This is a genomic window from Streptomyces sp. NPDC039462 (assembly GCF_055639375.1).
Window position 1 is genome coordinate 752,330 of the sequence record NZ_JBVKAO010000001.1, and the last position, 17,047, is coordinate 769,376.

Genomic DNA, 17,047 nt, shown 5'->3' on the forward strand with positions numbered 1-17,047 from the left:
CCCGCCTGAGATGCGTAGATTTGTCGACCATGAGCGGCACTGATCCCACGCGGCGGCCCCAGCCGGAGCCCCCCGCCGACCCCGCGCCCGGACCGTGGGTCAGGGCGCCGTGGGCGCTGCCCTCCGCCGTCGCCCGGGAGTTCGACCCGAGCCGCGCGGGGCGCAGGGCGCGGCGGACCGTGCGCGACTGGCTCGCCGACTTCACCTGCTTCTTCGCCGCCGTCTTCATCGGGATGGTGGGCGCCGACGCGGTCGTCGACAACCCGCACATCTCGCAGGGAGCCGCGGAGCTCGACCAGGTGATCGGCGCGCTCGCCTGCGCCGCGGTCTGGCTGCGCAGGCGCTGGCCGCTCGGCCTCGCCGTCGTCATGGTGCCGGTCGCGGTGGCCTCCGACACGGCGGGCGGCGCCGCGGCGGCGGCCCTCTTCACCCTCGCCGTGCACCGGCCCTTCCGGTACGTCGCCTGGGTCGGCGGAGCCTCGATCGCGGTGCTCCCGCTCACCTACTGGCTGCGGCCCGACGGGGACATTCCGTACGGAGTCTCCATCGCCTTCGGCGTCCTCGTGACCGCCTCGGTCATCGGCTGGGGCATGTTCGTCCGCTCCCGCCGCGAGCTCCTGCTCAGCCTGCGCGACCGTGCCCTGCGCGCCGAGAACGAGGCCGCGCTCCGCGCCGAACAGGCCCAGCGGCTCGCCCGCGAGGACATCGCCCGCGAGATGCACGACGTCCTCGCCCACCGCCTCACCCTGCTCAGCGTCCACGCGGGCGCCCTGGAATTCCGCCCCGACGCGCCCCGCGCGGAGATCGTCCGGGCCGCGGGCGTCATCCGGGAGAGCGCCCACGAGGCGCTGCAGGACCTGCGCCAGGTCATCGGCGTGCTGCGCGGCGGCGACGCGGACGCCTCCGGCCGCCCGCAGCCCACGCTCGACGCCCTCGACACCCTGGTCGCCGAATCCCGCGAGGCGGGCATGAAGGTCGTCCTCGACGACCACGTCACCGACCCCGCCGCCGTGCCCGCCACCCTCGGCCGCACCGCCTACCGCATCGCCCAGGAAGGCCTGACCAACGCCCGCAAGCACGCCCCCGGCGCCGAGGTGACGGTGGCCGTCACCGGCGCGCCCGGCGAGGGCCTGACCCTGTCCGTGCGCAACCCCGCACCACCCGGTGACGTGCCCGAGGTGCCCGGCTCGGGACAGGGCCTGATCGGCCTCGCCGAACGGGCCTCCCTCGCGGGCGGCAGGCTCCGCCACGCGCCGGGCCCCGACGGCGGGTTCCACCTGGAGGCCTGGCTACCGTGGGCGTCATGAAACCGATCAGGCTGCTGCTCGTCGACGACGATCCGCTGGTGCGCGCCGGGCTCTCCTTCATGCTCGGCGGCGCGGACGACATCGAGATCGTGGGCGAGGCGGGCGACGGCACCGAGGTCGCCCCGCTGATCGGCGAACTCCGCCCCGACGTCGTCCTGATGGACATCCGCATGCCCCGGATGGACGGCCTCGCCGCCACGGAGGCGCTGCGCAGGCGCCCCGACGCCCCCGAGGTCATCGTCCTCACCACGTTCCACGCCGACGAGCAGGTGCTGCGCGCCCTGCGCGCCGGCGCGGCGGGCTTCGTCCTCAAGGACACCGCGCCCGCCGAGATCGTCGCGGCGGTGCGCGCGGTGGCCGCCGGGGAGCCAGTGCTCTCGCCGACGGTGACGCAGCAGCTGATCACCCAGGTGACGGGCGTCGACCCGCAACTTGACCGCAGGCGGCGCGCGTCGGAGCGGCTGGCCGCGCTGGGGGAGCGGGAGCGGGAGGTGGCCGTCGCGGTCGGACGCGGCGGCTCCAACGCGGACATCGCCGCCCAGCTGTATCTGAGCGTCGCCACGGTCAAGGCGCACGTGTCGCGGATCCTCACGAAGCTGGACCTCGACAACCGGGTGCAGATCGCCCTGCTGGTGCACGACGCGGGCCTCCTCGACCAGGACGGATGAGGGGACCAGGGCGGATCAGGAGAACCAGGGCGGGTGAGGGGAACTCACCGCCTCGACCGGTGCGTTGACGACATGGACAACTGGAGGAGACCCCGCATGGCGGACACGATCGACCTGGCGACGTACGGCGAGCGGTTCAGAGAGGACCCGCACCCCGTCTATGCGGAGCTGCGCGCCCTCGGACCCGTCCACCGGGTCCGGCTGCCACCCCCGGAGGACATCGGCGACGCCTATCTGATCGTCGGGTACGACGAGTGCAGGACGGCGCTCACCGACCCCCGTTTCGCCAAGTCCTCCGCCAGCGCGGGCTTCGCGTTCCGCGAGGAGGGGCTGATCGGCACGCATCTGCTGATCGCCGACCCGCCCCACCACACCCGCCTGCGCAAGCTCATCACCCGCGAGTTCACCATGCGCCGGGTCGAGGCCCTGCGCCCCCGCATCCAGGAGATCACCGACGATCTCCTCGACGAGATGCTCCTGCGGGGCGAGACGGCCCGGACCCGCCGCGGCGATCTGCTCGAAGCGCTCGCCTTCCAGCTCCCGATCACCGTCATCTGCGAGCTCCTGGGCGTCCCCGACTTCGACCGGACGGCGTTCCGCCGCCTGTCGAACGGCATCGTGGCGTCGCCGACCCAGGAGGAGGAGGCCGCCGCCTTCGTCGAACTGGCGGGATTCCTGGACGACTTGGTCGAGGCCAAGCGGGCGACGCCCGGCGACGACCTGCTGAGCGCCCTGATCCGCACCACGGGCGAGGAGGACGGCGACCGTCTCTCCCCCGACGAGCTGCGCGCCATGGCCTTCGTGCTGCTGATCGCCGGACACGAGACGACGGTCAATCTGATAGGCAACGCGGTACACGCGCTCTTCACCCACCCCGACCAACTGGCCGCGCTGCGCGCCGACATGTCCCTCCTCGACAACGCCATCGAGGAAGCCCTCCGCTTCGAGGGCCCCCTGGAGTCCGCGACGTACCGCTTCGCCACCGAGGACACGGAGCTTGGCGGCCTCGTCATCCCCGCGGGCTCCGTCGTCCGGGTCGTCCTCGCCGCGGCCGACCGGGACCCCGCACGCTTCCCCGAGCCGGACCGCTTCGACATCCGCCGGGCCCCGCAGGGCCACGTCGCGTTCGGGTACGGCCTGCACCACTGCCTGGGCGCCCCGCTCGCGCGGATCGAGGGGAAGATCGCGCTCGGCTCGCTCCTGGAGCGCTGCCCGGACCTCGCCCCGGACGGGCCGCCGGGGGAGTGGCTGCCGGGGACTTTGATCAGGGGGATGCGGCGGCTTCCCGTCCGGTGGTAGTAGTTCGGTCATGACCGAACTCGCGTCGCCCGGCCAGCCGGTGCCCGATCACTCGCCGTCCGGCCGGCCGGTGCCCGACCAGTCCGCGCCCGGCCAGCCGGCTTCCGACCCCGTCGACCTCGGCATGGCCCAGAAGGTGCTGGACGCCCAGCCGTTCAGCCGCCTCGTCCGGGCCCGTGTCACGCGGTTCGGCGAGGGCGCGGCCACCCTGGAGATCGGCATTCGCGAGGAACTGCACCAGCAGAACGGCTTCGTGCACGGCGGCGTCCTCGCCTACGCGGCGGACAACAGCATCACGTTCGCCGCCGGCACCACCCTGGGCCCCGCCGTGCTGACCTCGGGCTTCTCCATCCAGTACGTACGTCCCGCGACCGGCGCCAAGCTCATCGCCCGCGCCGTCGTGGTCCACTCGGGCCGCCGCCAGGCCGTGGTCCGCTGTGAGCTGTTCACCGTCGGCGACAGAGGCGGCGAGGCCGGCGAGGGCAGCGAGGGCGAGGGCGGCGAGACACTGTGCGCGATCGCCCAGGGCACGGTGCTCTCCACGGCCTGACCGGCGCGCGCGAACTCACGCCCCGTACGACTCAGTGATCTCCGTGATCTCAGTGATCTCCGTGATCTCGGCCAGCCGCACCGGCCGCCGCTCCCGTCGCGAGCGCTCGCACGCCTCGGCGATCCGCAGGGCGTGCAGCGCCTCGCGGCCGTCGCAGGGGTTCGCCCGCTCGCCCCGCACGACCTCGACGAAGGCGGCGAGCTCCGCCTCGTACGCGGGCGCGAAGCGCTCCAGGAAACCGGGCCAGGGTTTGTCCGGAGCGGGCGGGCCCGCAGGTTCCACCGAGGTGAGCGGCGTGCGCTCGTCCATGCCGACCGCCAACTGGTCGCGCTCCCCGGCCAGTTCCATGCGTACGTCGTAGCCCGCGCCGTTGCACCGGGTCGCGGTGGCCGTGGCGAGCGTGCCGTCGTCCAGGGTGAGCACCGCGGCCGCAGTGTCGACGTCACCGGCCTCGCGGAACATCGCGGGGCCCCTGTCGGAGCCTGTCGCGTACACCTCCGTGACCTCGCGGCCGGTCACCCACCGCAGGATGTCGAAGTCGTGCACCAGACAGTCGCGGTAGAGGCCGCCGGAGAGCGGCAGATACGCGGCCGGGGGCGGGCACGGGTCCGAGGTGATCGCCCGCACGGTGTGCAGCCGCCCGAGCCGTCCCGCGCGCACCGCCTCGCGGGCCGCCGCGTACCCCGCGTCGAAGCGCCGCTGGAAGCCGAGCTGCAGCTCCGTGCCCGCGGCCTCGACCTCGGCGAGGGCGGCCAGCGTGCCCGGCAGGTCGAGGGCGATGGGCTTCTCGCAGAACACCGGGAGACCGGCCCGCGCCGCTCTGCCGATGAGCTCGGCGTGCGCCGCCGTCGCCGCTGTGATCACCACGGCGCCCACCCCGGCGGCGAAGACCTCGTCCACCGAAGCCACCGCCGTCGCCCCGGTCCGCGCCGCGAGGCCGGCCGCCCGCGCGGCGTCCACGTCGGCGATCACCAGGGATGTCACCTCGGGGTGGCGGCTCAGGGCGGCCGAGTGAAAGGTGCCGATGCGGCCCGTTCCGATCAGTCCGATGCGCATGGCCCCACCCTCGCGACGCCGGACCCTCCTGTCAATGGTTTGTCCGGACAACAGAACTTAAGAACTTCCCGTCATCATCTCCTGGGACTACGCTCGCCCCGTGTCCAAACCAGTCGCCAGAACAGCCCAGGACAAGCCGGTCCAGGACCCCACGGTCGACCTCCGGCTCGGGGTCGACCGCAGCAGCCCCGTCCCGCTCTACTTCCAGCTGGCCCAGCAGCTGGAAGCGGCGATCGAGCGCGGCGCCCTGACCCCGGGCAGCCTCCTCGGCAACGAGATCGAGCTCGCAGGCCGCCTCGGCCTGTCCCGGCCCACCGTCCGCCAGGCCATCCAGTCCCTCGTCGACAAGGGCCTGCTCGTCCGGCGCCGCGGCGTCGGCACCCAGGTCGTGCACAGCCAGGTCAAGCGCCCCCTGGAGCTCAGCAGCCTCTACGACGACCTGGAGGCCGCGGGCCAGCGCCCCGAGACCCGCGTCCTGCGCAACGCCCTGGAGCCCGCCTCCGCCGAGGTCGCCGCCGCGCTGGGCGTCGCCGAGGGCGACGAGGTGCACGTCGTCGAGCGGCTCCGCCTCGCCCACGGCGAACCCATGGCCCACCTGCGCAACCACCTGCCCACCGGCCTCCTCGACCTGGACAGCACGCGCCTGGAGGCTACCGGCCTCTACCGTCTCATGCGTGCCGCGGGCCACACCCTGCACAGCGCGCGCCAGTCCGTCGGCGCCCGCGCCGCCACCGCGGAGGAGGCCGGACTGCTCGCCGAGCCGGCCGGCGCCCCGCTCCTCACGATGCGCCGCACCACCTTCGACGACACGGGCCGCGCGGTCGAGTTCGGCTCCCACGTCTACCGGGCCTCGCGCTACTCCTTCGAGTTCCAGCTCCTCGTACGACCGTAGGCGGCTGCCCGACCCGGGCGTAAGAATGTTCTGACAAAGCCATTGACGCTCCCGCGTACGCCCCGCTAGAACTCCCCCAGCCGCACCGAGGCGGCCGGGAGAAGAGGGGTGGTCCACGATGCGCACATCCCGCACGGTCATGCGTACATCCCGTACGGCGAAGGGCGTCACGGCCTGTCTGGCGGTGATCGCGCTCGCGGCCGGCTGCAGCAGCTCCGGCGGCAAGGACGACGAGGACAGGTCCGGGGACGGCGGAGGCGGCAAGGGTGTGAACACGCCCCGCCTGAAGATCGCGATGGTCACGCACTCGGGTGAGGGCGACACCTTCTGGGACATCGTCCGCAGCGGCGCCAAGCAGGCCGCCGCCAAGGACAACGTCGAATTCCTCTACGCCAACGACAAGCAGGCCAAGGGCCAGGCCGAGCTCGTCCAGTCCTTCGTCGACAAGAAGGTCGACGGGCTCGTCGTGACCCTGGCCAAGCCCGAGGCGATGCGCGCCGTGCTCGCCAAGGCGGCGGACGCGGACATCCCGGTCATCACGATCAACTCGGGCGGCGAGTTCTCCGAGCGGTTCGGGGCGCTCAGCCACATCGGCCAGGACGAGTCCGTGGCGGGCGAGGCCGTCGGCGACGAGCTGAACACGCGCGGCAAGAAGAAGGCCCTCTGCGTCATCCACGAACAGGGCAACGTCTCCCTCGAACAGCGCTGCGCCGGGGTGAAGAAGACCTTCGACGGCACGGTCGAGAACCTCAACGTCGAGGGCACCGACGCGCCCGGCGCCCAGTCCTCCATCAGCGCCAAGCTCCAGGCCACCGAGGACATCGACGCCGTCGTCACGCTCGGCGCGCCGATCGCCGCGTACTCGGTGAAGGCGAAGGACGAGGCGGGGAGCGAGGCGGAGGTCGACACCTTCGACCTGAACGCCGAGGTCGTCAAGCAGCTCAAGGCGAAGGAGGTCGGCTTCGCCGTCGACCAGCAGCCCTACCTCCAGGGCTACCAGGCCGTCGACCTGCTGTGGCTCTACAAGACGAACGCCAACGTCCTGGGAGGCGGCAAGCCCGTCCTCACCGGACCCGCCGTCGTCACAGGGAAGGATGTGCCGAAGCTGGAGAAGTACACCGCTCGCGGTACCCGATGAACACACGCGTGATCCGCGTGGTCGATACTTGGGCGGCTGGGGCCGGGGATCCGGACCGGCCGCACAGAGCAGTAGAGCAAGAAGGGCACGGCGTCGTGACAAGGGTGAAGACAGGGGTACGCGCGGTGGGCGCCGTGCTGGTGGCGGTGCTCGGCGTGACCGCGGGACTGACCGGATGCAGCAGTACCGGCGGAAAGCGCGCGGAGGACGCCCGCAAGGCGGCGGCGGCCGGCGGCAGGTCGGCGGTGGACACCCCCCGCTGGACCTTCGGCATGGTCACCCACTCGGGCGATGGCGACACCTTCTGGGACATCGTCCAGAGCGGCGCCAAGCAGGCCGCCGTCAAGGACAACATCAATTTCCTGTACGCGCACGACGACGAGGCCCAGCAGCAGGCGCAGCTCGTGGACTCCTACATCGACAAGAAGGTCGACGGGATCATCGTCACGCTGGCCAAGCCCGACGCGATGAAGGGCGCCCTGGCCCGCGCGAAGAAGGCCGGCATCCCGGTGATCACCGTGAACTCCGGCTCCGCGGAGTCCAAGGAGTTCGGTGCCCTCACCCACATCGGGCAGGACGAGACGATCGCGGGCGAGGCCGTCGGCGAGGAGCTCAACAAGCGCGGCAAGAAGAAGGCGCTCTGCATCCTGCACGAGCAGGGCAACGTCGGCCACGAGCAGCGCTGCGAAGGCGCCAAGAAGACCTTCGACGGCAAGCTGCAGAACCTCTACGTGACCGGCACCAACATGCCCGACGTGCAGTCCTCCATCGAGGCCCGCCTCCAGACCGACAAGTCGATCGACGCGGTCGTGACGCTCGGCGCGCCCTTCGCCGACACCGCGGCGAAGGCCGCGGACAGCGCGGGCAGCAAGGCCGAGGTCGACACCTTCGACCTCAACGAGAAGGTCGCCGCCGGCCTCAAGTCCGGCGACCTCGGCTTCGCCGTCGACCAGCAGCCCTACCTCCAGGGCTACCAGGCCGTCGACCTGCTGTGGCTGTACAAGTACAACGCCGACGTCCTCGGCGGCGGCAAGCCCGTCCTCACCGGGCCGCAGATCGTCACCAAGGACCAGGCCGACGAGCTGGAGGACTACGCGAAGCGAGGGACCCGATGACCGCGACAGCACCCGCGCCCGCCCCGGACACCAAGACCGACGAGCGGCTCGTGAAGACCTCGCCGCTGAAGAAGCTGATGGGCCGCCCCGAGCTCGGCTCGGTCGTCGGCGCCGTCGCCGTATTCATCTTCTTCTCGATCGTCGCGGACAGCTTCCTCCAGGCCACCAGCCTCGCGACGGTCCTGTACGCCGCCTCGACCCTCGGCATCATGGCGGTGCCGGTGGCCCTGCTGATGATCGGCGGCGAGTTCGACCTGTCGGCGGGCGTCCTCGTGACGACGTCCGCCCTCGTCTCGTCGATGTTCAGCTACCAGATGACGGCGAACGTCTGGGTCGGCGTCGGCGTCTCGCTGCTCGTCACCCTCGCCATCGGCGTCTTCAACGGCGTAATGCTGACCCGCACGGACCCGCCGAGCTTCATCATCACGCTCGGCACGTTCCTGATGCTGACCGGCATGAACCTCGGCTTCACCAAGCTGATCAGCGGCACGGTCTCCACCAAGTCGATCGCCGACATGGAGGGCTTCTCCTCCGCCAAGAAGATCTTCGCCGAGACGATCACCATCGGCGGCGTCGACTTCAAGGTCACGATCCTCTGGTGGCTCGCCCTGATCGCGGTCGCCACCTGGATCCTGCTGCGCACCCGCGTCGGCAACTGGATCTTCGCGGTCGGCGGCGGCGAGGACGCGGCCCGCGCGGTCGGCGTCCCGGTCGCCAAGACCAAGATCGGCCTCTACATGGGCGTCGCGTTCGGCGCCTGGATCTCCGGCCAGCACCTGCTGTTCAGTTACGACACCGTGCAGTCCGGCGAGGGCGTCGGCAACGAACTGATCTACATCGTCGCGGCCGTCATCGGCGGCTGCCTCATCACCGGCGGCTACGGCTCCGCGGTCGGCGCGGCCGTCGGCGCGCTGATCTTCGGCATGGTCAGCAAGGGCATCGTGTTCGCCGAGTGGAACTCGGACTGGTTCAAGTTCTTCCTCGGCGTGATGCTGCTCCTGGCGACCCTGCTCAACCACTGGGTCCGCAAGCGCGCGGAGGCGACGAAGTGACCGACATGACCGACCTCAACGACGCCGCGCCGGAGACCGGGGAGCGCACGCCGCTCGTCGAGCTCGACGGCGTCAGCAAGTACTACGGCAACATCCGCGCGCTCGAAGGCGTCTCCCTGGAGGTGCACGCGGGGGAGATCTCCTGCGTGCTCGGCGACAACGGCGCGGGCAAGTCCACCCTCATCAAGATCATCGCGGGTCTGCACAAGCACGATGCGGGCACCTTCCGCATCGAGGGCGAGGACACGCGCCTCGGCTCGCCGCGCGAGGCCCTCGACCTCGGCATCGCGACGGTCTACCAGGACCTCGCCGTGGTCCCCCTGATGCCGGTCTGGCGGAACTTCTTCCTCGGCTCCGAGCCGACGAAGGGCACGGGCCCGTTCCGCCGCATGGACGTCGACCTCATGCGCGAGACGACCCGCGCGGAGCTGCTCCGCATGGGCATCGACCTGCGCGACGTGGACCAGCCCATCGGGACGCTCTCCGGCGGTGAGCGCCAGTGCGTGGCGATCGCGCGCGCCGTGTACTTCGGCGCGAAGGTGCTCGTCCTCGACGAGCCGACCGCGGCGCTCGGCGTCAAGCAGTCCGGCGTCGTCCTGAAGTACGTGGCCGCGGCGCGGGACGCGGGCCTCGGCGTGGTCCTGATCACCCACAACCCGCACCACGCGTACCTGGTCGGGGACCGGTTCGTCCTCCTCAAGCGAGGAGTGATGTCCGGCTCCTACACCCGCGACGAGATCTCCCTCGACGATCTCACCCGTGAGATGGCGGGCGGCTCCGAACTGGACGACCTCCGTCACGAACTGGAGGGCCGCGGCCCAGCCTGACGGCTGGGGGCGCGTATTCAGGGGCGCGGGGAACTGCGCGCTCAGCCCAGGAAAAGCCGCAGTCGCATCTGCACGGTTGCCCGGCAGACGCGTCTGCGGCTCTTTCGTGGTTGCGCGCGCAGTTCCCCGCGCCCCTGGGAACCCCGTCCCCGGGCCATCGGTATTCGCCCCCGCCCCGGGGTCCCCGTTGTGCGCGCCCCCGCGAGGGTGAGGCAGAATCGCCGCAATGAGCACCTACCGCGACCTCGCGCACCGCGGCTCCGCACGAGCCACCGTCCTGCGGACCGTGGGCACGCGCGAACGCCGATCCCATCTGACGGCGCCCCGCGTCAACACCGTCGGCATCGACATCGGCGGCACGAAGGTGATGGCGGGCGTCGTCGACCCCGACGGCAACATCCTGGAGACGCTCCGCACGGAGACCCCGGACAAGTCGAAGAGCCCCCGTGTCGTCGAGGACACGATCATCGAGCTGGTCCTCGACCTCTCCGACCGCCACGACGTGCACGCCGTCGGCATCGGCGCCGCCGGCTGGGTGGACGCGGACCGCAACCGCGTCCTGTTCGCCCCGCACCTGTCCTGGCGCAACGAACCGCTCCGCGACCGCATCTCCGGCCGCCTCGCGGTCCCGGTGATGGTGGACAACGACGCGAACACCGCCGCCTGGGCGGAGTGGCGCTTCGGCGCCGGCCGCGGTGAGGACCACCTCGTCATGATCACCCTCGGCACCGGCATCGGCGGCGCGATCCTGGAGGACGGGCAGGTCAAGCGCGGCAAGTTCGGGGTGGCCGGCGAGTTCGGGCACATGCAGGTCGTCCCCGGCGGCCACCGCTGCCCGTGCGGCAACCGCGGCTGCTGGGAGCAGTACAGCTCCGGCAACGCGCTGGTCCGCGAGGCCCGCGAGCTCGCCGCCGCGGACTCCCCGGTCGCGTACGGCATCATCGAGCGCGTCAAGGGCAACGTCCCCGACATCACGGGCCCCCTCATCACCGAGCTGGCCCGCGAGGGCGACGCCATGTGCGTCGAGCTGCTCCAGGACATCGGCCAGTGGCTCGGCGTCGGCATCGCCAACCTGGCGGCGGCCCTCGACCCGTCCTGCTTCGTGATCGGCGGTGGCGTCAGCGCCGCCGACGACCTCCTGATCGGTCCGGCCCGCGACGCCTTCCGCCGCCATCTGACCGGCCGCGGCTACCGCCCCGAGGCCCGCATCGCCCGCGCGCAGCTCGGCCCCGAGGCCGGCATGGTCGGCGCCGCCGACCTGGCCCGGCTGGTCGCCCGCCGCTTCCGCCGCGCCAACCGGCGCCGCGTGGAGCGCTACGAACGCTACGAGCGCTACGCCGAGGCCCGCCGCACCAACGACCGCACATCCCAGGGAACCCAGTAGATGACCGTGCCCCGCCAGCCCTCGTCCCCGGACAACCCCGGCGCACCCGAGCCGGACCGGGACGGGGGCAAGGCCCGCAAGACCGAGGACCGCGCCCACATGATCCGCCGCCGGTGGCTGACGGCGATCATCATCGTGCTGCTCATCGGCGTCCCCGCCGGCTACCTGGTGATCTCCGCGAACCAGAGCCGCAACAGCGGCCGCGACAAGGAGGACAAGTACTCGGCGACCGGCCTCACCGCGGGCTGGCCCTCCAAGGTGCAGCGCCGTCTGTACGAGGTGCCGGTCCAGCCGTACTCGGACGAGGTCGCCTACTACGAGACGAACAACTGGCGCACCAGCCGCCTCTACGTCCAGTTCCTCACCAGCAACGAAGGCCTGGCCAGGTTCCTCGAGCAGATCGGCACGGTCGAGGGCGCCCTCAAGCCGAACGACATCACCATCAGCAAGCGCGACCAGAAGGTCGTCGGCTGGGAGTTCACGGGTCCGGGGCCCTGGTCCGGCCTCACGCACGAGCAGGACGACCCGAAGCCGACGCAGGACGTGGTCGTGGACCGCTCGAACGCGGAGCATCCGATGGTGTACGTGGTGTCGACGACGACGCCCTGAACCAGTTGTCACGCTTGTGAAGATCGGGGCGATCTCCGGTGGGCCGCGCCGCCGCCTCCTACGGTGTGGGCCATGACCAGAATCACGGAATCGGAGTCGGCGTACGACCGGCACAGACTGGGCCAGTGGCTGGCGGGGGAGGCCCGCGCCGAAGGGGTGGGACGCCGCGACATGGTGCGGCTCCTCGCGGCCGCGGGCATCGTCTCGGCGGTGCCGGTCGCCCTGTCGGCGCCCACCGCGGGCGCGGCGAGCCCCGGGAGCGCGGCGCGGCCGGTGCGGGCGGCGGGGGCGGGCATCGTCAAGCCGCTGCCCCCCGAGCTGTTCACGCTCCACGGCACGAACGCGGAGACCCGCTTCGAGGCCCTCGCGGGCACCGGCCTCACCACCCCCGTCTCGCACTTCTTCGTGCGCAACCACACGACGACACCGCGCATCGACGCGGCATCCTGGAAGCTGCGGATCTGGGGCGACGGACTGACGGGCGGGGCACGGCAGTTCACCCTCGCGGAGCTGCGCAGCCTGCCCCCGGTGACCCGCACGGCGTTCGTCGAGTGCGCGGGCAACGCCAGGAACTACTTCAAGACCCAGCAGAACCAGCCCGTGGCCGGCACCCCGTGGGGCACGGGCGCGATCGGCGCGGCCCACTGGCGCGGGGCACGCCTCTCCGACGTCCTGCGCAGGGCCGGCCTCTCCACCCGGGCGGTGGACGTGATGCCGCGCGGCCTCGACGACGAGTACGTCACGTCGAACGGCACGAACTACGGCCGCGTACGCCGCCCCATGCCGATCTCCAAGGCGCTGGACGACGTCCTCCTCGCGTATGAGATGAACGGCGCGCCCCTTCCTCCCGACCACGGGTTCCCGGTCCGTCTGCTCGCCCCGTCCTGGGTGGGCATCTCCTCGATCAAGTGGCTGGGCGACATCGAGGTCTCGACCGTGCCCCTCTACTCGCCCTGGAACACGGACTTCTACCGGCTGTACGGCGACGCGTACCCGTCCGAGGGCAGCGCCCCGCTGACCCGCCAGACCCTGAAGTCGGCCTTCGAACTCCCCTGGAACGCGCGCCTGTCCGCACACACCCGCCACCGGCTCACGGGCCGCGCCTGGTCGGCGGACGGCGCGGTCACCCGGGTCGAGGTCAGCACGGACGGCGGCGCGTCCTGGCGCCGTGCCCGCCTGCACGACACCGGGCGGCGCGGCTCGTGGACCCGCTGGTCGATCCCGTGGACACCCCGCAAGCCCGGCCCCGCCGAACTCCTCTCCCGCGCCACGGACTCCACGGGCCGCACCCAGCCGGAGACCACGGTGCCCAACACGCAGGGGTACCTGTTCGACGCGGTGCTGCGGCATGCGGTGACGGTCGAGGCCTGAGGCGCGCCCCGCGCCCGCCCGAAGCCTTCACCCGGCGGCCGTCCACCTCTCGTACGCGGCGGCCGCCACCGTCAGGTCCTCCCAGGCCATCCCCGCAGACTTGAACAGCCGGGGCCGCCCCTCGGCCGCCCGCACACCGCCGCGGACCAAGTCGTCCAGTGTGTGCAGCCGGGCCGGGTCGAAGGCTCCTTCGGCGGTCGCGAGGACCAGGTCGCCGCACTCCCGCGCCGCCACCTCGCGGGACTCCGCCACCACTGTGGCGCGGCCCACGAGCGCGGCGTCGACCTCGCGGGCGTCCGGCTCGTGGGAGCCGACCGCGGCGACCGTCGCGTGGTCGGGCAGCAGGGCGCTGTCGAACAGGGGTTCGCGGGCCGTGGTGCAGCAGCAGACCACGTCCGCGTCGGCCACCGCCTCCGGCGTCGCCGCGGCCGCCGCGAGACCGGCGGCGCGACAGCGGTCGACGAAGGCCGCCACCCGGCCGGGGTGCCGCGCGACGACGTCGACGTGACGCAACGCGGGACGCACCGCCCGTACCGCTTCGACGTGCCCCCACGCCTGCGGCCCCGTCCCGAAGACGACCAGGCGGCCGGCCTCCGGAACCGCGAGGTGCCGCACCGCCACCCCGGACAGCGCCGGAGTGCGCAGCGAGGTCAGCGCGATGCCGTCCAGGAGGACCAGCGGCGTGTGCGTCACCCCGTCCAGGAGGAGGTACATGCCCTGGACGCGGGGCAGGCCGCGGTCCGCGTTGCCAGGGGTGACCGTGGCGATCTTCACGCCGGTGTACGACGACGTGGCCGACGGCATCATCAGTAGCTGGCCGCCGGGCACGTCCACGACCGCGCGGGCCGGCTCCGCGGCCGGATCCAGCCCCGCGGCGAGAACAGCCTCCAGCGCGTCGACCGCGGCGGCCATCGGGACGAGACGGCCCACCGCTTCGGCGTCGAGGTGGGGCGTGGCGCCGGCGGGTGGTGGTGCGGTGTGGGTGCTGTGTGCGGTGGGTGCCGTCTGTGGGGTGCGTGCGCTCATGGAGCGGTCCCTACCCCTTCCGGGCCCGGACGACCGGGTGCTTTGCGCCATCGCCCGCTCGGCCGCCACGTCCGGCCCGTGTGCAGATGCCCGCCGCGCGGATCCGCGTGATGCTGACGAGGCATCTGCCCCCGTCGTGAGGAGTCACCGAGGTGTCCGGAGAGGATGGCGACCACGCCACGCGCGGTTCGTCGAAGACGACGTCGGATCTGATCGTCGAGCGCCTGCTGGAGTGGGGTGTCGACACGTGCTTCGGGATCTGCGGTGATCAGGTCAACGGGTTCTTCGAGGCCCTGCGGACCCACCCGGAGATGCGGTTCATCCATGTCCGGCACGAAGAGAACGCGGCGCTGGCCTGTGTGGGGTACGCGAAGTTCACCGGCAGCGCGACCTCCTGGACGAACTCGTCCCGGCTATCGCCGGACTGGCAGCCATCCATCGGGCCCCAGCGCAGGCTGCCGCGGCAGAGTGAGATCTGCCAGAGCACCACTTGACCGTGCCCGTCCGCCAACCAGGCACGAGCTCGTTAGTGTGCTTCGATAGGTCTGGAGTTCATGTCTGGTGCGGAGCACGTTGCACGTATGAAGTTCGGGCAGGGGGAGCGGCTTCACAGCGGAGAGGGAACGATGTCCGGTCGGCTGGCCGGCAGTTGGCGGTGGACCACCGACGACGGCGGCGGCACCCAGGTCTCCGGGTGCCGCCACCGGCGTGCCGACGTCCCGTACCCCTCGTGGCTCCGGCCCGGCCGCCCGCTGTGAGGTGATCAGTCCCCAGGAAGGCACCGGCCTGCGGAGGACAGCATGAGCGACGCCACCGGACATCTGTCCAAGCTCGTCTGTTCGGTGGCCGACCTGCTACGCGGCGACTTCAAGCCTTCCGAGTATGGGCGGGTGATCCTGCCGTTCACGGTGCTGCGCCGACTGGACTGCCTGCTGGGCCCGAGCTGACAGGCGGTGCTCGACGAGGCTGAGCGCACCAACGACGAGCAGGAGCAGCGCCTCGCGGCCGCCTCGGGTTGGTCCTTCTACAACTCTAGCCGGCTCTCCATGCAGAGTGTGCTCAGCGATCCGGAGAGCGCCGACCGGTTGCTCCTGACCTATGTCGATGGGTATTCCCAGAAGGTCAGGGAGCTGCTGGACGGCTTCGAGTTCGAGCGGACCGTCACCCGCCTGCACCAGGCCCGACTCCTCTACCACGTCGTCGCGCAGTTCGTCTCGATCGATCTGGGACAGATGATCATCGACGATCACATGGAGAGCCTCTTCGAGGAGCTCGTCCGGCGGTTCGCGGAGAACGGCAATGAGGCGATCGGCGAGCACTACACCCCCCGGGACGTCGCCCACCTAATGGCCAGCTTCCTCGTCTCTGCCGACTCGGACCTCATGACGTCGCCGCATGCCGTCCGCACCATCCTGGATCCGACCTGCGGGACGGCCGGTCTGCTGACCGAGACGGCCTCGTACATCGCGTCGATGAACCCCCAGGTGGACGTCACGCTGTACGGCCAGGAGACCAACCGGGACTCATGGGCAATCTCCCGTGCCACCATGATGACCAGTGGCCGCCGGGCCTCGACGATCGCCTTCGGGAACGTCTTCGCCGAGGACGGGCACCAGGGAACCGCCTTCGACTAAGCCCTTCAGTTCCGCAAGGCCGCGGCCGCGCTGCGCGCCCTGTGGTCCGCGGGCAACTCCTACCTCGAGGAGAAGGCCCCCTGGCTGGAGATCAAGACCGACAAGAATGGCGCCGCGCTGACCCTGCGCACGGCCATGAACCTCATCCACCTGTACGCGGTCATCTCCGAGCCCTTCATCCCGGCATACGCCAGGGCCATGCGGTCGGCCTTCGTGTTCGAGGGCGACACCGCGACCTGGGTGAGCGCCGATCAGGCCAAGAATCTCAACAGCCTCCCGGCCGGGACCGCGTTCACTGTCCCGCCGGTGCTCTTCGCGAAGATCATGGAAGAGGACCTGGAGTCCTACCGCGAGCGCTTCGGCGGCGCTGAGGGCACCTGAGCGTTCTCTTCGCGTCCCAGTCCCTACTCGTGCCTGTACCGGCCGGGCATTCATCGGGCAGTGCAGGCTGCCTGCCACTGCTCCTGGAAGCATGATCCTCTGCTGTGACGACAGGAAGCCGGTCGCCACACATGGCGGTGACACCTCTGCCTCATGCGACTACGGCCCGCCTCCGCGCCGGACCCGCGCGGACAGGAACTGCCGCGGGGCGGCGCTCGGTGGCGGGTTGAGTGAGGCGGTTGTTTGCGGCAGGGGCTATTTGTAGTTTTCGTCGCCGACGAGGACGGACGTGAAATACGTGGGGAGCCCGTGCCGGTCGCGCGGCACCTCCTGAGACGTCTCCCGCGTGAAGGCCAGGGTCACTCCCGGAATGAACGGCCGTTCGGGATTGGACGCGTCCACGGTCCAGCCGCGCGCTACGGCTCGTTCCAGGATCTCGTCAGCAGGCGTGGTGAATACATCGTCGCCCTCCAGGAGAACGCGCGTCGTGGACACTCGGCCTTCGCCGGGCCACCACAGTTCGACCGCGGTGACACGCTCGTCCCTCTCCAGTAGTGCCTGGAATCCCACCCTGTCCAGCTCGATGTCGAAATCCATTGAAGGGTCATGGGCGAAGGGGCCGAAGACCCTTGGTGTACCCCAGCCAGACACCGCTTCTACAGCCTCTTCGAGTGTCATGCCCAGCCTCACCGGCGCCACGCCGCGAGGCGGATCCAGCACGAGGTCAATGGCCATGTA

Annotated in this window: 19 protein-coding genes and 1 pseudogene; 17 read left to right on the top strand and 3 right to left on the bottom strand. The window is 71.3% G+C overall.

Annotated elements, in window-relative coordinates:
* Window positions 1–29 precede the first annotated feature (29 nt).
* The 4 genes from ACZ7LU_RS03090 to ACZ7LU_RS03105 all read left to right on the top strand — a co-directional run bounded on the left by ACZ7LU_RS03090 (window position 30) and on the right by ACZ7LU_RS03105 (window position 3,824).
* Window positions 30–1,307, top strand: a complete 1,278-nt coding sequence (locus ACZ7LU_RS03090; protein ID WP_471915497.1) for a sensor histidine kinase — start codon at window positions 30–32, stop codon at window positions 1,305–1,307.
* Window positions 1,304–1,975, top strand: coding sequence for a response regulator (locus ACZ7LU_RS03095; RefSeq protein ID WP_471915498.1), 672 nt, complete (start codon window positions 1,304–1,306; stop codon window positions 1,973–1,975). Before ACZ7LU_RS03090 ends, ACZ7LU_RS03095 begins: the two co-directional genes overlap by 4 nt.
* A gap of 96 nt (window positions 1,976–2,071) precedes the next feature.
* A complete protein-coding gene (locus ACZ7LU_RS03100) occupies window positions 2,072–3,274 on the top strand; it encodes a cytochrome P450 (protein ID WP_398309176.1) in 1,203 nt (400 codons plus the stop codon).
* Between the two features lie 124 nt (window positions 3,275–3,398).
* On the top strand, window positions 3,399–3,824 hold the full coding sequence (locus ACZ7LU_RS03105; RefSeq protein ID WP_470982550.1) for a PaaI family thioesterase: 426 nt from the start codon (window positions 3,399–3,401) through the stop codon (window positions 3,822–3,824).
* 15 nt (window positions 3,825–3,839) lie between these two features.
* Here the strand turns inward: ACZ7LU_RS03105 and ACZ7LU_RS03110 are convergent, their stop codons facing one another.
* A complete protein-coding gene (locus ACZ7LU_RS03110; protein ID WP_471915499.1) occupies window positions 3,840–4,880 on the bottom strand; it encodes a Gfo/Idh/MocA family protein in 1,041 nt (346 codons plus the stop codon).
* A gap of 100 nt (window positions 4,881–4,980) precedes the next feature.
* Here ACZ7LU_RS03110 and ACZ7LU_RS03115 point away from each other — a divergent pair, with 100 nt between their 5' ends.
* The 8 genes from ACZ7LU_RS03115 to ACZ7LU_RS03150 all read left to right on the top strand — a co-directional run bounded on the left by ACZ7LU_RS03115 (window position 4,981) and on the right by ACZ7LU_RS03150 (window position 13,268).
* Complete coding sequence (locus tag ACZ7LU_RS03115; RefSeq protein WP_468085576.1) at window positions 4,981–5,772, top strand: GntR family transcriptional regulator; 792 nt, start codon at window positions 4,981–4,983, stop codon at window positions 5,770–5,772.
* A 139-nt stretch (window positions 5,773–5,911) separates the two neighbouring features.
* The gene (locus ACZ7LU_RS03120; RefSeq protein WP_471916464.1) at window positions 5,912–6,910 is read left to right on the top strand and encodes a sugar ABC transporter substrate-binding protein; all 999 of its coding nucleotides are present in this window, start codon (window positions 5,912–5,914) and stop codon (window positions 6,908–6,910) included.
* Between the two features lie 125 nt (window positions 6,911–7,035).
* Complete coding sequence (locus ACZ7LU_RS03125; protein ID WP_471916465.1) at window positions 7,036–8,025, top strand: sugar ABC transporter substrate-binding protein; 990 nt, start codon at window positions 7,036–7,038, stop codon at window positions 8,023–8,025.
* On the top strand, window positions 8,022–9,077 hold the full coding sequence (locus ACZ7LU_RS03130) for an ABC transporter permease (RefSeq protein WP_468312390.1): 1,056 nt from the start codon (window positions 8,022–8,024) through the stop codon (window positions 9,075–9,077). Before ACZ7LU_RS03125 ends, ACZ7LU_RS03130 begins: the two co-directional genes overlap by 4 nt.
* Before the next feature lie 5 nt (window positions 9,078–9,082).
* On the top strand, window positions 9,083–9,904 hold the full coding sequence (locus tag ACZ7LU_RS03135) for an ATP-binding cassette domain-containing protein (protein ID WP_471916466.1): 822 nt from the start codon (window positions 9,083–9,085) through the stop codon (window positions 9,902–9,904).
* 226 nt (window positions 9,905–10,130) lie between these two features.
* A complete protein-coding gene (locus ACZ7LU_RS03140) occupies window positions 10,131–11,288 on the top strand; it encodes an ROK family glucokinase (RefSeq protein WP_398309165.1) in 1,158 nt (385 codons plus the stop codon).
* A complete protein-coding gene (locus ACZ7LU_RS03145) occupies window positions 11,289–11,897 on the top strand; it encodes a sugar kinase (protein WP_398309162.1) in 609 nt (202 codons plus the stop codon).
* Between the two features lie 72 nt (window positions 11,898–11,969).
* Complete coding sequence (locus tag ACZ7LU_RS03150; protein ID WP_471915500.1) at window positions 11,970–13,268, top strand: sulfite oxidase; 1,299 nt, start codon at window positions 11,970–11,972, stop codon at window positions 13,266–13,268.
* 27 nt (window positions 13,269–13,295) lie between these two features.
* Here the strand turns inward: ACZ7LU_RS03150 and ACZ7LU_RS03155 are convergent, their stop codons facing one another.
* The gene (locus tag ACZ7LU_RS03155; protein ID WP_471915501.1) at window positions 13,296–14,294 is read right to left on the bottom strand and encodes an ornithine cyclodeaminase family protein; all 999 of its coding nucleotides are present in this window, start codon (window positions 14,292–14,294) and stop codon (window positions 13,296–13,298) included.
* 152 nt (window positions 14,295–14,446) lie between these two features.
* Between ACZ7LU_RS03155 and ACZ7LU_RS03160 the strand changes: the two genes are divergently transcribed.
* The 5 genes and pseudogenes from ACZ7LU_RS03160 to ACZ7LU_RS03180 all read left to right on the top strand — a co-directional run.
* Window positions 14,447–14,788, top strand: coding sequence for a thiamine pyrophosphate-binding protein (locus tag ACZ7LU_RS03160; RefSeq protein WP_471915502.1), 342 nt, complete (start codon window positions 14,447–14,449; stop codon window positions 14,786–14,788).
* A gap of 132 nt (window positions 14,789–14,920) precedes the next feature.
* A complete protein-coding gene (locus ACZ7LU_RS03165) occupies window positions 14,921–15,052 on the top strand; it encodes a hypothetical protein (protein ID WP_471915503.1) in 132 nt (43 codons plus the stop codon).
* 42 nt (window positions 15,053–15,094) lie between these two features.
* Window positions 15,095–15,241, top strand: coding sequence for a type I restriction-modification system subunit M N-terminal domain-containing protein (locus tag ACZ7LU_RS03170; RefSeq protein ID WP_471915504.1), 147 nt, complete (start codon window positions 15,095–15,097; stop codon window positions 15,239–15,241).
* 6 nt (window positions 15,242–15,247) lie between these two features.
* On the top strand, window positions 15,248–15,928 hold the full coding sequence (locus ACZ7LU_RS03175) for an HsdM family class I SAM-dependent methyltransferase (protein ID WP_471915505.1): 681 nt from the start codon (window positions 15,248–15,250) through the stop codon (window positions 15,926–15,928).
* A pseudogene (locus tag ACZ7LU_RS03180) lies at window positions 15,929–16,309 on the top strand (methionine--tRNA ligase); the annotation flags it as partial.
* A gap of 255 nt (window positions 16,310–16,564) precedes the next feature.
* Here ACZ7LU_RS03180 and ACZ7LU_RS03185 read toward each other — a convergent pair.
* Window positions 16,565–17,044 carry a hypothetical protein gene (locus ACZ7LU_RS03185; RefSeq protein ID WP_398309145.1) on the bottom strand — a complete coding sequence of 160 codons (480 nt, stop codon included), beginning with the start codon at window positions 17,042–17,044 and terminating at the stop codon, window positions 16,565–16,567.
* Window positions 17,045–17,047 lie beyond the last annotated feature (3 nt).

Bases quoted from the DNA above. Each gene is read 5' to 3' on its own strand.
- ACZ7LU_RS03090 (WP_471915497.1), top strand. From the start codon at position 30: ATGAGCGGCACTGATCCCACGCGGCGGCCCCAGCCGGAGCCCCCCGCC.
- ACZ7LU_RS03095 (WP_471915498.1), top strand. From the start codon at position 1,304: ATGAAACCGATCAGGCTGCTGCTCGTCGACGACGATCCGCTGGTGCGC.
- ACZ7LU_RS03100 (WP_398309176.1), top strand. From the start codon at position 2,072: ATGGCGGACACGATCGACCTGGCGACGTACGGCGAGCGGTTCAGAGAG.
- ACZ7LU_RS03105 (WP_470982550.1), top strand. From the start codon at position 3,399: ATGGCCCAGAAGGTGCTGGACGCCCAGCCGTTCAGCCGCCTCGTCCGG.
- ACZ7LU_RS03110 (WP_471915499.1), bottom strand. From the start codon at position 4,880: ATGCGCATCGGACTGATCGGAACGGGCCGCATCGGCACCTTTCACTCG.
- ACZ7LU_RS03120 (WP_471916464.1), top strand. From the start codon at position 5,912: ATGCGTACATCCCGTACGGCGAAGGGCGTCACGGCCTGTCTGGCGGTG.
- ACZ7LU_RS03130 (WP_468312390.1), top strand. From the start codon at position 8,022: ATGACCGCGACAGCACCCGCGCCCGCCCCGGACACCAAGACCGACGAG.
- ACZ7LU_RS03135 (WP_471916466.1), top strand. From the start codon at position 9,083: ATGACCGACCTCAACGACGCCGCGCCGGAGACCGGGGAGCGCACGCCG.
- ACZ7LU_RS03140 (WP_398309165.1), top strand. From the start codon at position 10,131: ATGAGCACCTACCGCGACCTCGCGCACCGCGGCTCCGCACGAGCCACC.
- ACZ7LU_RS03145 (WP_398309162.1), top strand. From the start codon at position 11,289: ATGACCGTGCCCCGCCAGCCCTCGTCCCCGGACAACCCCGGCGCACCC.
- ACZ7LU_RS03150 (WP_471915500.1), top strand. From the start codon at position 11,970: ATGACCAGAATCACGGAATCGGAGTCGGCGTACGACCGGCACAGACTG.
- ACZ7LU_RS03155 (WP_471915501.1), bottom strand. From the start codon at position 14,294: ATGAGCGCACGCACCCCACAGACGGCACCCACCGCACACAGCACCCAC.
- ACZ7LU_RS03165 (WP_471915503.1), top strand. From the start codon at position 14,921: ATGTCCGGTCGGCTGGCCGGCAGTTGGCGGTGGACCACCGACGACGGC.
- ACZ7LU_RS03170 (WP_471915504.1), top strand. From the start codon at position 15,095: ATGAGCGACGCCACCGGACATCTGTCCAAGCTCGTCTGTTCGGTGGCC.
- ACZ7LU_RS03185 (WP_398309145.1), bottom strand. From the start codon at position 17,044: ATGGCCATTGACCTCGTGCTGGATCCGCCTCGCGGCGTGGCGCCGGTG.